Origin of the sequence: Endozoicomonas montiporae CL-33 (genome assembly GCF_001583435.1) — a bacterium.
Classification (GTDB): Bacteria; Pseudomonadota; Gammaproteobacteria; order Pseudomonadales; family Endozoicomonadaceae; genus Endozoicomonas_A; species Endozoicomonas_A montiporae.
The window spans coordinates 2346488-2359721 of record NZ_CP013251.1 but is presented as its reverse complement, the minus strand read 5'-3'; the positions used below and the strand labels follow the sequence as shown (position 1 = coordinate 2359721).

The 13234-nt window shown below is 48.1% G+C and carries 15 protein-coding genes; 3 read left to right on the top strand and 12 right to left on the bottom strand.

All coding sequences use genetic code 11. From position 1 onward, the window contains the following. The first annotated feature begins 48 nt into the window (after positions 1-48). On the top strand, positions 49-579 hold the full coding sequence (locus EZMO1_RS10785) for a ProQ/FinO family protein (RefSeq protein WP_051789439.1): 531 nt from the start codon (positions 49-51) through the stop codon (positions 577-579). Positions 580-590: 11 nt separating this feature from the next. Here EZMO1_RS10785 and EZMO1_RS10780 read toward each other — a convergent pair whose 3' ends face one another. The 9 genes from EZMO1_RS10780 to cas1 (EZMO1_RS10735) all read right to left on the bottom strand — a co-directional run bounded on the left by EZMO1_RS10780 (position 591) and on the right by cas1 (EZMO1_RS10735) (position 9913). Next, on the bottom strand, positions 591-869 hold the full coding sequence (locus EZMO1_RS10780) for a peptidylprolyl isomerase (protein WP_034873668.1): 279 nt from the start codon (positions 867-869) through the stop codon (positions 591-593). Between the two features lie 47 nt (positions 870-916). Next, positions 917-2101 carry a thiolase family protein gene (locus tag EZMO1_RS10775; protein ID WP_034873201.1) on the bottom strand — a complete coding sequence of 395 codons (1185 nt, stop codon included), beginning with the start codon at positions 2099-2101 and terminating at the stop codon, positions 917-919. A gap of 133 nt (positions 2102-2234) precedes the next feature. Continuing rightward, on the bottom strand, positions 2235-2660 hold the full coding sequence (locus tag EZMO1_RS10770; RefSeq protein WP_034873200.1) for a hypothetical protein: 426 nt from the start codon (positions 2658-2660) through the stop codon (positions 2235-2237). Further along, positions 2629-4755, bottom strand: coding sequence for a 5-histidylcysteine sulfoxide synthase (gene ovoA / locus EZMO1_RS10765; RefSeq protein ID WP_236631942.1), 2127 nt, complete (start codon positions 4753-4755; stop codon positions 2629-2631). Before ovoA ends, EZMO1_RS10770 begins: the two co-directional genes overlap by 32 nt. Before the next feature lie 548 nt (positions 4756-5303). Next, the gene (locus EZMO1_RS10760; protein WP_034873666.1) at positions 5304-6665 is read right to left on the bottom strand and encodes a Fic family protein; all 1362 of its coding nucleotides are present in this window, start codon (positions 6663-6665) and stop codon (positions 5304-5306) included. Between the two features lie 169 nt (positions 6666-6834). Beyond that, positions 6835-7083 carry a hypothetical protein gene (locus EZMO1_RS26765; RefSeq protein ID WP_034873197.1) on the bottom strand — a complete coding sequence of 83 codons (249 nt, stop codon included), beginning with the start codon at positions 7081-7083 and terminating at the stop codon, positions 6835-6837. 76 nt (positions 7084-7159) lie between these two features. Continuing rightward, complete coding sequence (locus EZMO1_RS10750) at positions 7160-8035, bottom strand: hypothetical protein (RefSeq protein WP_051789437.1); 876 nt, start codon at positions 8033-8035, stop codon at positions 7160-7162. 566 nt (positions 8036-8601) lie between these two features. Further along, positions 8602-9359 (bottom strand): IS1 family transposase gene (locus EZMO1_RS28105; protein ID WP_420809906.1). Its coding sequence is split into 2 segments (ribosomal slippage): positions 8602-9092 and positions 9092-9359, totalling 759 coding nucleotides; the frame shifts between segments, so codons are not numbered across the junction. A 74-nt stretch (positions 9360-9433) separates the two neighbouring features. Further along, positions 9434-9913, bottom strand: a complete 480-nt coding sequence (gene cas1, locus EZMO1_RS10735) for a CRISPR-associated endonuclease Cas1 (protein WP_145912564.1) — start codon at positions 9911-9913, stop codon at positions 9434-9436. A gap of 224 nt (positions 9914-10137) precedes the next feature. Here cas1 (EZMO1_RS10735) and EZMO1_RS26195 point away from each other — a divergent pair, with 224 nt between their 5' ends. Beyond that, positions 10138-10428 (top strand): hypothetical protein, encoded by a 291-nt coding sequence (locus tag EZMO1_RS26195; RefSeq protein ID WP_145912563.1) that lies wholly within the window; start codon positions 10138-10140, stop codon positions 10426-10428. Continuing rightward, complete coding sequence (locus EZMO1_RS10730; protein ID WP_187300066.1) at positions 10394-11521, top strand: transposase; 1128 nt, start codon at positions 10394-10396, stop codon at positions 11519-11521. The genes EZMO1_RS26195 and EZMO1_RS10730 overlap by 35 nt, the downstream gene beginning before the upstream one ends. 24 nt (positions 11522-11545) lie before the next feature. Here EZMO1_RS10730 and EZMO1_RS25505 read toward each other — a convergent pair whose 3' ends face one another. The 3 genes from EZMO1_RS25505 to cas1 (EZMO1_RS10720) all read right to left on the bottom strand — a co-directional run bounded on the left by EZMO1_RS25505 (position 11546) and on the right by cas1 (EZMO1_RS10720) (position 13234). Continuing rightward, a complete protein-coding gene (locus EZMO1_RS25505) occupies positions 11546-11899 on the bottom strand; it encodes a CRISPR-associated endonuclease Cas1 (protein WP_082211651.1) in 354 nt (117 codons plus the stop codon). 88 nt (positions 11900-11987) lie between these two features. Beyond that, the gene (gene cas2 / locus EZMO1_RS28100) at positions 11988-12293 is read right to left on the bottom strand and encodes a CRISPR-associated endonuclease Cas2 (RefSeq protein ID WP_051789436.1); all 306 of its coding nucleotides are present in this window, start codon (positions 12291-12293) and stop codon (positions 11988-11990) included. Next, a complete protein-coding gene (gene cas1 / locus EZMO1_RS10720) occupies positions 12290-13234 on the bottom strand; it encodes a CRISPR-associated endonuclease Cas1 (RefSeq protein WP_051789435.1) in 945 nt (314 codons plus the stop codon). Before cas1 (EZMO1_RS10720) ends, cas2 begins: the two co-directional genes overlap by 4 nt.

The following is a 13234-nucleotide window of genomic DNA, read 5'->3' as shown; positions in this document are numbered from 1 at the left end:
TGGGAACGGTACGAAAAGCGTTATATTAACGTCAAACAGAAATAGACAATGCAGTACGAATGCAAAACTGAGTATCAGGATGAATCCCTGTCTGATTCAGATACAAATTCTCTGAATCAGCCTGTCAGCAGAGAAGACCACATGGAAGAGAAGAAAACGTCCGCTGACGTTGAAAAGACCATGGAAGTGTCGAAATCGGAAGCACTGAGAATGGTACGCGAACGCTGGCCAGAGGCGTTCAGGGTGTCTTCACCCAGACCTCTGAAAGTCGGTATTCACAACGAGATGAAGCAGACAGGCGAGTTCCCCTTGCCGGTCATTAAAAGTGCATTGAAGCTGTTTACCTCCCAGGAACGCTACCTGATGTCCATCAAGCCCGGACGCAGCCGCGTTGACCTGAACGGCAAACCGGCAGGCAAGGTAAAACTGAAAGAGGCGGTGAATGCTGAAATTACACTGTTTATGCGTTCGGAGCAGCAGCGCCAGAAACATCAGCGCATTCATGTAGGAGAGCTACGACTCGTCTCGGTGGGTAAGCCAGCAGAGCAGGAGGCTCCGGAGCAGACCGAAGCTTCCTGATGCCTTCAGAATCAGTTTCTGTAGATCGTCTGGATCAGGTGGAAACCAAAGCTGGTTTTCACCGGTCCATGAATTTTCAGAACTTCCTTCTTAAACACAACATCATCAAATGCCTTAACCATTTGACCTGGTCGGAATTCGCCCAGATCACCGCCCTGTTTACCGGATGGACAGGTGGAATGCTTTTTGGCCAGCTGGGCAAAGTCCGCGCCTTTTTCCAGCTGCTTCTTTAGCTTTTCAGCTTCTTCCCTGGTTTTAACCAGGATGTGTCGTGCACTGGCGACCGCCATGGTGACACCTCTCATATCAATTTCGGACAGGGCGTCGATTATGCGGATTACACAGAATGAATCAACTCCAGTGCAATGGCCGTTGCTTCCCCGCCACCAATGCATAAGGAAGCGACCCCTCGTTTGCCACCACGCTGCTGCAATGCATTCAGCAGGGTCACAATAATACGTGCACCACTGGCACCCAGCGGATGCCCCAGGGCACAGGCGCCACCGAACACATTGACTTTATCATGGGACAAACCCAGCTCCTGCATGGCCACCAGCGTAACCACGGCAAATGCTTCATTGATTTCAAACAGATCCACGTCGTCTGCTGACCAGCCTGTCTTATCAAACAACTGCTCTATAGCTGTCACCGGCGCAATGGTAAATTCAGCCGGCACCCGGGCATGACTGGTAAACCCTTTTATTCTTGCCACGGGTTGCAATCCCTGAGACAGGGCTTCAGATTCTCGCATCAACAACAGAGCCGCTGCGCCATCGGAAATAGAGCTTGAATTGGCAGCCGTTATTACCCCCTCCCTGGCAAAGGCAGGGCGGAGCTGACGTATTTTCTCCATTTTTGCCTTACCCGGCTGTTCATCCACACTCACCAGACCCGCTTTACCGGCATCCACCGGAGTAATTTCATTATCAAACCAGCCATTGGCAATGGCCTGCTGAGCACGTTTCAACGAGGCAATGGCAAACTCATCCATGGCTTCACGACTGACTTTAAAACGGTTCGCGGTCTGCTCGGCAAACACGCCCATCAACTGTTTGTCATAGGCGTCTTCGAGTCCGTCGGTAAACAGAGAGTCCTGAAGATCAGAGTGCCCTATTCTCAAACCCTGACGGGCTTTTTTCAGCAGATAGGGGGCGTTGGACATACTTTCCATACCGCCCGCCAGAACCACATCCGACTCATTAGTCATCAACTGTGCACACCCCGTCATGACCGCCTTCATACCGGAACCACAGACTTTGTTAATGGTGGTTGTACCCACCGAGTCTGGCAGACCGGCGCCTCTGCACACCTGACGGGCAGGTGCCTGTCCGACACCCGCAGGCAGCACACAACCCATAATGAGTTCTGAAACATTCTGACCATCAACGCCGCTACGCTCCAGACAGGCGCGTACCGCTTCCAGCCCAAGCCGAGTTGCAGACAAGCCGGACAGGGTTCCCTGAAAACTGCCCATAGGCGTTCGTGCAGAAGCAACAATTACAATATCGTCAGATTGGCGCATGAGAGACTACCCGGAAGAAGTGAGTGTTATTGTTCTGGTTCTGGTTCTGGTTCTGTAAGGACGGTAAGAGTTTAAACGATATGGAAAGATAAGGGTAAGTGTCAGTGACCTCTGGCCACTGACATAATGAATATTACAAACAGTCTTCATCAATCACATCAAAACAGCCCCAGTCATAAAACAATTGCTGCACTTCCTCCATGGCCGTTTTGTCGGCATTGCTGATGTGGCGCAGAACCGTATTCGCCAGTGAAGAAGCCAGTTCCGTCTGAAGACTGGTGCTCAGACCGGTTGGCAAACGCAGAATAACATCACCAAATATCACACTCCCTCCCTGAGTGACCCGGATCAGATACTCGCCCTGGGTGGATTCAGTCATTGTGAGAACGGCCTTGTTCGCTTCCCTGCTCATAATGTCTTCCCTCTGGTAGATCCTATCAGGAGCATCGGCCAGCTCGCTGGATATTCCAGAGAGAATCCATAACCCACTGATTTTCCACCAGCCAGGCGGAACCAAACCATGATCGTTACCGACAACGCCAGACCGTGCACTGTGCAACTGTATGCTGATACTTTCGGGCGGTTTCCCGGATAACAAACGGAATGTCCACTGCTGGCTGAACTTCATCGAAATGCTGGTTCAGTACCCGTTTGAGTGCCGAATACGTATCCAGGGCTTCACCATTCTCACGGATACCACCAAGCCAGTTTGCTTTATCGGTGTACTCTTCCAGCCAGGTATAGGGAGAAGTCAGCACCAGCAGTCCTCCGGGCCGGATACGTTCGTGAATGCTTTCTAAAAACAACAAAGGGTCGCCCAGCCGGTCAATCAGATTACCCGCAAACACAAGATCATAATCACAATATTTTGGCTTGAGGTTACAGGCATCGCCCTGGGTGAACAGAATGCGGTTAACGTCTATATCATCAAGCCCTGTCGCTTTCAGACTCGCCACCTGAAAGTCACCGAGTTCGCCCTCGGTCGGTGTGAAATAGCGAATTTTACCGTTCTTCTGCAACTCGACCGCAGCGGAAATAAACCGTGCCGAGAAATCAATCCCATCCACATGCTGAAACCAGCGGGCCAGTTCAAAACTGCTGCGCCCGACAGAACAACCCAGGTCCAGGGCCCGGGTCATGGGACTGTTTGCCATCAGGCCAGAGCACAGCGCGGCACAGGCTTCAGGATAATTGCTGACTCCGAAGTATTCCTGACCAAAATGAAACTCCAGATACTGAGACACCAGGGCATCGGTTTCGTAAGGGTTAATGGTGTCCCGACCAGAAGCGGTAGACTCCACATACCGAAAACCGGCGTGCTGGAAAAAATGTCGGCGAAATGCATAGCGCGACTGCTTGATGCCGTAATTACCGGTAGAAATCCAGCATCCGCCCTTAATCAGGTTATGTTTACTGTCAAAGGTGGGAGTCGAGAAATCGTCGTAATAAGGATGTATACGAAACCCTTCATAAGCATCAATGGGCGTACTGGTCCATTGCCAGACGTTACCAATGACGTCGCAGAAATCACCGGTGCGAAACCGGTCAACCGGACAGGCTGAAGACCAGTACTCCAGATTAATATTACCGGGTGCCTGCTCCCAGTAGGGCAGATCAGTGTCTAACTGTTCCCTGAGACAATACCATTCCGCTTCGGAAGGTAGCTGAATGCTTTTAGCAGTGACTTCCGACTTCCAGCGACAGAAGGCCTGAGCTTCGTGACAGTTGACATCCACCGGCCAGCTCCAGGGCATCTCAATCTCTTCCAGCAGGGTTCGATAGCACCAGCGATCCTCTTTCCTCACCCAGAATTCAGGATGTCTGGCTTTGACAAAGGTAGCCCACGCCCAGCCTTCATCGGTCCACCAGCGTTCTGTGTCATAACCCCCGGCGTTCAGGAAGGTCAGGTACTCATCATTGCTGACAAGGTATTCACTGGCCTTGAATGGAGCAACGTCTGCCTCCTGTAACCCGTATTCATTGTCCCAGCCATATAAAGGATCATCATAGGGCTTACCCAGTTTCAGTTTGCCTCCGGGCAAAGCGACCAGAGTATTTTCAGGTGCAATCCCGACTTCGGGGCAAACCGGCCATCGACCGTTATTATTCAGCCAGGAAAGCGGCAATTGCCGGATAAGGACCGATGAGGTTTCCAGATGAATCCGTTCATGTTCGATCCCCATCAGGATCAACCAGCCAGCACTGTCCCACTGCACCGGAATCTCCAGGGGCATCGTCATGATAAACTCACTGACCATGGACCGAACTTTTTGCCGGTAAGCTTTCAGGGCATCCACTGAAGGCCAGTCATAGTGACTGTCATCCAGATCATCCCAGGACATTTCATCCACCCCGATGGCCATCATGGCTTCAATGTCCGGGTCAATCCGGCTGTCAATCAAGCGGGCAGCCATCAGTTTGTTGACAAAGAAAGTAGCTGTATGCCCGTAATAAAATATCAGGGGGTGACGCAGTGAAATAGCTTTTTCATACCAGGCCTCATCCGTGTCCAGAACGTCAAAAAGACTGTCGTAAAGGTCAAAGGTCTGAGAAAAATAATTCAGTATTTCCTGTCGTTTACTTTCCGGCGTGCCGGTGTTCAGGAGTGGCATCCGAACGGATGAACTCATGTCAGCAGTTACAAAATTAAGCACTGTCGCTTGTCTCCTGAGAGGGTTAGTCACGTTTAGGCGGTGAAGTTCGTGTTACTACCCGAACTCTAAGAGTCATACCAGATCGATGTTGTTATTGACAGCTTCCTATAGTGATTCATGGCGAAAGCTGAGTTGATGATGCAATACGACTGGAGTGTCGATTTGGATCTCGCGGGCAATTAGAGCTTTACTCATTGCTTTGGTATTATTTCGTTTCAGCACAACCAGCGCCTAATTCTGGTTGGTCTCAACTTGGAACTTGCTGAGATTTCGTCCAACCTTCCAACAAACTTATTTCCCCGTTACACCCTGAATTAGTGAATTACATGGCAAATTCCGAAGATAAGACTGACGTTCAGTTATTGAAACACACCCCGATGATGCATAGGTACTTTGGTGTTGTTTTTATTGGTTTTTTATGTGATATACCCTAATAACCTATACCAAAACCTACACTGTTACTTTGGATTCAATGAAGGCAATTTGGAACGTTTGTACATAATTGACACAAAGAAATGCACTTCCGCCACAGTTACATCAAGGCTATTTCATCTTCCTTTTTGGGCATTCTGCCAATTTTTGAACTGAGACGGCCTTAGACCATAACGAGCCAATACTCCCTCGTGTAGTCGGCGTAGTTCCTCAATAATCAGCGATGAAAGATCGGAGCGTGCAACATCCTGGATATCATCCGGCAGCAGTGTTTCAATCAGATCAATGGGATCAGAGTCCGGACTTAGGACAATGTCATTAACCATTTTTTTGATCAGGTTACGGTATTGAAGGCGAAGAGGATCAGGTTCTGCCAGTTGTTGCTTTATGGCAAGGTATTCCTGAGTAGAACGTTCATAAGCCCACAGATAAAGATCACGTAACAACTCGACCCGGGTCATTTCATAAACCCCCAGAGTGGCACGGCTGTAAGCTTGCTCCGGAACATCCAGAAACGTGAGAGGACATAGGTTAGCCCGAATTAATGGCAAATTAGCAGCAAGCCTTGATGTACGCTTGTTTACATCAGCGAAAGGCTGCAGATAAGGCAGGTGAACCATCATAAAAAACGATTGTTCGAAGGGATCTTTAATCTGGCTGGCTTTTTGCAAAAGAATATCAAGCAGCTCGCCAATAATCACTTCGCCAGCCAGCGGTCTGAAAACACTTTTACCAATTTCCACCTGATGCTGCCGAATCCGGCCTTCATCTGCCGGGTTTGGTAACAGGTTTTCGGATAGCAAACTGTGCAGGTTTAGCAGGGTAAAACGGTTGTATGATGCACTTTCAGCATTATCAACCAGCAACTCTATGGCCGATTTGTGGTTCAAAATCATCTGCGTTTCAACCGCAGCCTTACCATCAGCAGCACGGCCTTCTTCTATTAACCTGACCGTATCAAGACGACTGTAGGTATTCCCTTCCAGATGGCTGGATGCCCAGGACAAATCAATCAGAAAACGGTTTAAAATCGCCCGACCATAGGTGCCTGCTGGTTGAGAGGTTTGTTGGGTATCGCCCATGCGCCTGAGCTGCTGCCTGATCGGTGCGGATAAATAATAGGTCTTGTTAGGTTCATAAGCATCCAGAAATGCTCGCTGATACCCGACAGGATGTCTCGATTCAACCGGTTGCTCTATGTAAGCCAGAACATCCTTACTGTCTGCTGATAATGGGATAAACGCGGGAAAATCATCAGACTGATCCTCATTCTGCTGTGCCTGGCTTGTATCTAGTGCTTCATAACGCCTGCCACGCCCTTCACCGATTGCCGAAATCTTATTGTCGGCCAGTAACTTATTTAACCAACGCTGCGTGGATCGTCGGGAAAAATCAGGGTGTGCAGCCAGCAGCTCGGAAATAGAGACTGGCTTACCGGCCTGAATGATTGTTTTGTATAAGTCAGCGAGAGTGTTCATAGGGCTGGCACAATCAGGAATCCTTTTGGCATAATTATGGCGCATTTTTATTAATTGCGCCATTTTCGTGCCATTCACTTGGCGCAATTTGCGCTTACAATGCCATTTGAGCGGCTCTCACCTTATAAGTTCATTAGCTCAATAATGCCAGCGACCCAATACCACCCAGCTACAAACTGAATGAAACACCTAACAAGCGCCACGGAGGAACGCAGTCCTTTTCACTATTGTCACTGACACACCCGACAGCAAACAGATATGACAATAAAAGAAGACTGACAGTCACCACCAAACTTCGGGTATTGAATTCATACCACCCCAATATGGTACCCATCACCAGAAGGGTTCCCATATAAATATCCAGATTACGAAGGGTTCTGACAAAATGGAGAAAATAGACATTCCAGCGAATCGTCATAGTCTTTCCTTAACAACAGTGGTCAAGATGGTACAAAGTCAGGCATTCAAGCGTTGAGAATGCCTGACAATAACGGTCACCCGATCCCATAGGCCTTACGAACCTGCAACATACTTTCCCATCTTGAAGCTCTGGCCGTTTTATACTTCTCCTCCGACTGGGGCTTTCCTCCTGCACGTTTTTCCCAGCCCCGCTTGCCCAGATACTCCTGATACATTTTTTCCAGATACACGTCCCGTTCCGGATAGGACTCAGACAGCAACAACGCAATAGACTCCGCATTGGCACCACTGGGGTGAGGCGGAGCCACCACCTTGTTGTTAATACGGGTAATCGTCTGAGGCACCAACCCCATGTCGTCCAGTTCCGACAGTACATTGGCGACCAACTCGCCCAGAGGCACCAACTCCGCATCGGCAGGAATAGACTGCAACCGGTTAGCGAACTCGTCCACCAGCATGGTTTTCAATTCAGGCACCTTCATCGGATGTGGCATGCCATTGTAATCACGACCTTTAACAAACACCGGATACGTCAACAGCGAACAGAAGTCCACCAAATCATTACGCTCTGCCCAGAGTTCACTGCAACAGGTAATACCCAGCTTCTTCTGGTATCCCAGCTTGTTCAGCGTATTCACCAGATTGGGACGCATGTTGCCACTAAAGCTGCCAATGCGCTTCACCTCGGCAATCGCCTGCTGTACATCCGCCTGACTATTAACCGCCCTGCTCGCCGCAGACAAAGCCCGGTTCATTTGCGTACGACCGGGGGTTATGCCGATCAGGACAATTTTTGCGCGAGTGTTAACATGTTCAAACGGGGCATAATAACAGGACAGTTGCCTGTCATGGTTTTCCCACAATGTAAGTGAAGGCTGCGGATCAGCATTATCGGCGCAGTCTCCCAGAGACCGGATAATGGATGTGTTGTGTTTGAATAACTGACTCATGACTTGTACCTTTTTTATTAGACTTATAAACGACACTGACTTTGTATGGAGTTATCATAAGTCAGAACTGTCAGGGTTCAAGTGTTGGCAAGCTTGTGAAACTGTGAAAAGGCCACCAAAACAAATATCAATGACTTACAGAGCCCCTTAGCAGAAGACAACCAAAAACCATGAAAAAAGGCTGTTTTTCACTATATATTTATACAGTGTTTGCTAACCCCCCCTTTGCAAGCTTATGAATCTAAAGTACTATTTAGGCTCTGGAGTTCCGGAACTGCCCTGACTTTGAAGGGATTAAGACCATTAACGTCAATCTGGTACAGGCCGGTAGTCTGTTCCGGAACTGCCCTGACTTTGAAGGGATTAAGACATTTTCAAAGGTTGCTTTAATGTTTGCCACTGAGTTCCGGAACTCCCCTTACAAAACACCATCAGAAAAACTATTCTCAGCCGCCTGCGCCCAACGCAAAGCCATAAAGTCGAGCCTTTTACGGGCTTGGCTGGCAAACCCATTCCATAGTGGAAACCAGACAGACTGACCTTTTCTGGGTAGTGGGCCAGAACTGTTATATCGCGTGAATATTGACCCCAAACTCAACTTTATTAATCAATAATCCAATAACAATATCGTGCATCTTTTCGAGCTTTGAAAAACAAATTGTCTTTCTGGCCAACCGTTTAATCCAAGTCCGAAAATTAAGGTTTTTACGCTCTATCTTCTGAGTGTTTGCTTTACCAATAATATGCATGTTTTCATCAAGGTGTCGCTCATAGGCTCCCCAATCATCGGTGTAAAATTTATTAATACCAAATGGCTTCAGAAGTGTTTTGAGTTCTTTAAAAACTTCATCTTTCCGTTTTCCGAAAACATAAGCAAGCACGGTATTTGTAGCGTGATCAACAGCATACCAAAGCCAGCGTTGGTTCGATTTATCATGAACATACGACCACTGCTCATCTAGCTCAGCCTCTTGGCAGACAAGCCCTACATGAATAATTGCATCTGACTTGAGATCAATAGTTTGAATATTTGGGTTGACCTTTACCAGACCGCTTTCTTTTTTTTAAGAGTCTTTATTACTGTTGTCTTGCTTATTCCGAGTACTTTACTTGTATCCCTGATTCCGCTGCCATTTATTGCCATATCGATGATTTTTTCTTTAACGCCAGGCTCACAGGCCTTGTAGCGATATTCAAGCATGAAGGTTTTGATTTCACATTTGTCATTACAGCAATAGTATCGTGGAACATCATGAGTGCTGTATCCGAAAGGCCGAACTTGGTTACTGCCACATGTTGTACAGAGGACTTGCGTAAGGCACATTTTTAAACCGCATTTTTCAAAGTTGCCGAATGTCGTATTTTAGCAGACAGGGCTAGAATCACAGAACTGTGCCACTACCCTTTTCTGGTCAACCTGCACCCTTTTGTTGCTGAAGAAGAAAAATCATGGGGAGCAAATACACCTGTCATAATCTGTTTGACAACAAACGCTTCCAGAACAGGTCGTACAACTTCCACCAGATCACAAGCCAGTGACGCTCGTCCGGAACAGGGAACATGATAAAACCCTGCGTGACAATCCAATCCTCTGCCACTCAATGCTGCAATAGCCAGTTGGTAAAGACAGGTAGCCCCCAGTGATAACAAGGCATTAACAGGGTCTTCAGGTGGTCGGCGATTACGACCGTGAAAATGCCAACTCTCAGGCAGCATTTTCTGAATAGCCTGATACACTAACCTGGCTCCGGAACCCTCCAAACCCAGGAGGGTTTGCTTATTTGGTCGTTGTCGCTTTCTTGTGTCCAGAATCTGTGACATTTTCACAGCTTCACAGTGGCACCCCATAGAAATCAACCAGAGATACTGACGGCTCAACTTGTAACTCGATGCTGCAGTTTTTGATATTTGAGGGAGAGCAGGAAATGGCAGGGTGGCATAAGAGCAGACTACTACTGCAGCTCCGAATTCAAGCCTTGCGAGATTCCATCATAGCCACAGCAGCAGGTTGGAGGTAAGATCTCATAGGAACTTAATAACCGTCAAGTGTCGTATCTTGCTAATTCGCCCATTACCCGTTTGTCACTGCCTTTCTGGATGCTTTGAATGATTCGCTCAAGTCCATCAATTCCTCTGCGCAGTTGAGTAGATCCCAGAAAGTGGCACTGGGCGTTTTTATCATGGGAATCGTGGTAACTAAAACTATTAACTGGGCTGCTTTTGAGCGCAGAAGCTTAGGCAGATTCAAAGCGACCCGTCTGTGCTGGATGTTTTATCAAGCAGAAATTGCATGGCAAAGCCTGCTACAGGCCAGCGTCAGAAATATTCTTCTACGCTATGGAATACAAAGTGGAACCCTTGCTATCGACGATACAGGAAAAAAAGCGCACTAAAAGGACTTCAAAAATCGACGGTGCCCATAAGATAAAAGACAAATCAACAGGTGGTTATTTTAATGGGCAGGAACTGGTGTTTATGGTGCTCGTTACTGAAGTAGCTACCTTTCCAGTAGGGTTTCGCTTTTATATTCCTGACCCTGAGTTATCTGCATGGAGGAAGAAAGACAAGGCGCTCAGGAAGCAAGGCATTCAGAAAAAAGAACGACCGAACCGTCCTGAGCCAGATCATGTTCGTTACCCCACCATGCAGTCGTTGACGCTGGTTATGCTGCAAGAATTTGTTGATTCGTTTCCCAACATTACGATCAAAGCAATTCTCGCTGATGCACTGTATGGCACAGGAGACTTTATGGATAAGGCTGCGGAAATAACAGGCGGAGCCCAGGTTGTCAGCCAACTGCGCTCGAATCAGAAAGTATCCAACCGAAACCACTCGGAAGCGACTCTCAAAGCTTACTTTTCGCGCCAGAAAGGCGCTGAAACTCAACTCATAATACGCGGTGGCAAAGAAGAGCAGGTCACGATGCTGGCTGCTCGGCTGTATGTTAAGGCTCATGGGAAAAGACGTTTTGTTATTGCCCTGAAGTATGAGGGTGAAGAGGATTATCGCTATCTGGTGGCTTCAGATATGTCATGGCGGCATACCGACATAGCCAGGATTTACACCTTGAGGTGGTTGGTCGAGGTTTTCATTCAAGACTGGAAAGCTCATTGTGGCTGGAACAGGTTGAGCAAACAGCAAGGTGCTGACGGATCGCAGCGCGGCGTGATCCTGAGCCTGCTGTGCGAACACATGCTGTTACTGCACCCTGAGCAATTCGTCCTACTGAAAAACAAACAGGCCGGAATGCCCGCAGGCTGTCTGATCGAACGCCTCAATGCAGAAGCCTTGCTTGCTACGGTGAAATCAGTGGTTGAATCGGAAGATCCAGATACCGAGCTTAAGGCTCTGGCCTTAGCCTTAGAGCATACTTTGCCCAAGCGGGAGTCGAGCAGGCATATGGCTGGTAGAGACCTGGGAGAACAAAAGGCAACTGACTCACTCAAAGCACACGCCCGGAAGTTTAAACTTTTAGATGCAGCTTAGAATCGAGATAAATACGTTACTTGTTTAGGTAAAACTGCAGCATCGAGTGTAATGTACTAACCCTTTCGCCTGCCTCAGACAGGTTGGTTCATGCGCTATACGCAAATACTGCCCTCGTCGTCGATAAACGCAATGCACCGGTTCTGGCACCATCGCGATTGGATGGCTGTTAACCCGTTCATTGCCAAAAAACAAACAAACACCATGCGTGGAGAGGTTATGAAGGATCGACGTGTTCAACGAGATGTCGGCAAGAATAAACATCCGTTGCAGACGATCAATGTTGACTGAAAAGCGTTTATCATCAGTCAACACGTCAAGCTGCCCCTGACGGATGCTCAATGCTGTATTTTTTCGGGTGATATAAAGCGTCTCCATTGCCCACCTCCCATTGCAGGCAAATCATTACAGGTAATAATGAAAGATTGATGCCCTCCTACCCGTCAGAAGCCTCACAGTGCTGATGTCAGGGCGAAATAGCAACAAGCCTCGGCCCCGCACTAAAGGAGATCCCCTCAGGAAACAAAGGCTTTCCACACCACCGGATCGCTGCATCAGCGTTTTGTGGAAATAAGCGAAGATCATCGCAACGCGAGTCTATTATCTGCTCAAGCTCACCGATCAGATTTTCAAGATCCCGCTGTGTTAGCCGGGCAAAGTACACAGACCGTTGTAAACAAAACGCTTCCTGTCGTAACAACTTCTGAACCTTCGTCAGCCTTCCCGGTTGACAAATGTCGTAGCAAATTAGCCAGTCTTTTGCTTTAGTCATCGATGTTCTGCCTCATCAGTCAGTTGAATAATTTTTCTGGCGTACACCCATAACAGCCGCTGCCATACCACACACTGATCTTCAAAGTCTGACTGAAACTGAGTTAAGGCTTCCTTCTTGAGGAAACACCCCTGCTGGCACGAATAAAAATCTCTCGACCTCAGTCTTTGCCGGTTAAATATACGCATCACAAACAGCTCGGCAAGAGGCCGCAAAGGTTCCATTAAATCACAGGCCAGTGATTGCCGGTTCGGAGCCGATTCATGATAAAAACCAATGGAAGGCTCCAGACCTGTGCTCAATGCCACTTGCCAGGACAACAAATAAATTCGCATATACGTCAGTGATAGCAGTGCATTGACCGGGTCTCGTGGTGGTCTTCGCTGTCGCCGGATAAAACCAAGGCTGTCGGGCAACAGGTATTGATAAGCCCTGAACCACCCTTGCTGAGCTTTACCTTCAAGCCCTCTGAGTTCATTCAGCGAAGCAGCCTCTGACAGGCCGGTTCGACACTGCTGAACCAGAGTTTTTGCAGAAAAAAGGGGGCGCTGCTGCTCTTTACGAGACTTGTAACATTCTTCAATAACACTGAGCATGCGCTGAAATTTGACCTCAAGCGAGAAGCGAACCATATCAACTTGCTGTTGCCGGTCATTAAGCAGCATCAACTGCATGCGTTTACGAATAGCCAGTGTTGAACCGGGAGGTGCAATGGTAAAACTGCGAGACAAGGTGTGGGTATTGATATACACCAGAGAAATACCCAACTGCTGCAAGGTGCTGATCAAACGGCTAGGAATATCCACTGAATGCAACAATACCAGTGTATCCAGTCTTCTCAGTGGAATAGCCAGAGGAGGTTTATCCTGCATACGAATCAGTAACGCCTGAGCCTGACACTCCAGTGATGCAACACGATCATTAATAATCAGATGAGTCAT

Coding starts and splice junctions, on each gene's coding strand:
- EZMO1_RS10785 (WP_051789439.1), top strand. CDS start 49: ATGCAGTACGAATGCAAAACTGAGTATCAGGATGAATCCCTGTCTGAT.
- EZMO1_RS25505 (WP_082211651.1), bottom strand. CDS start 11,899: ATGGAGACGCTTTATATCACCCGAAAAAATACAGCATTGAGCATCCGT.
- cas1 (WP_051789435.1), bottom strand. CDS start 13,234: ATGACTCATCTGATTATTAATGATCGTGTTGCATCACTGGAGTGTCAG.
- EZMO1_RS10780 (WP_034873668.1), bottom strand. CDS start 869: ATGGCGGTCGCCAGTGCACGACACATCCTGGTTAAAACCAGGGAAGAA.
- EZMO1_RS10775 (WP_034873201.1), bottom strand. CDS start 2,101: ATGCGCCAATCTGACGATATTGTAATTGTTGCTTCTGCACGAACGCCT.
- EZMO1_RS10750 (WP_051789437.1), bottom strand. CDS start 8,035: ATGAGTCAGTTATTCAAACACAACACATCCATTATCCGGTCTCTGGGA.
- EZMO1_RS10760 (WP_034873666.1), bottom strand. CDS start 6,665: ATGAACACTCTCGCTGACTTATACAAAACAATCATTCAGGCCGGTAAG.
- EZMO1_RS26765 (WP_034873197.1), bottom strand. CDS start 7,083: ATGACGATTCGCTGGAATGTCTATTTTCTCCATTTTGTCAGAACCCTT.
- cas2 (WP_051789436.1), bottom strand. CDS start 12,293: ATGACTAAAGCAAAAGACTGGCTAATTTGCTACGACATTTGTCAACCG.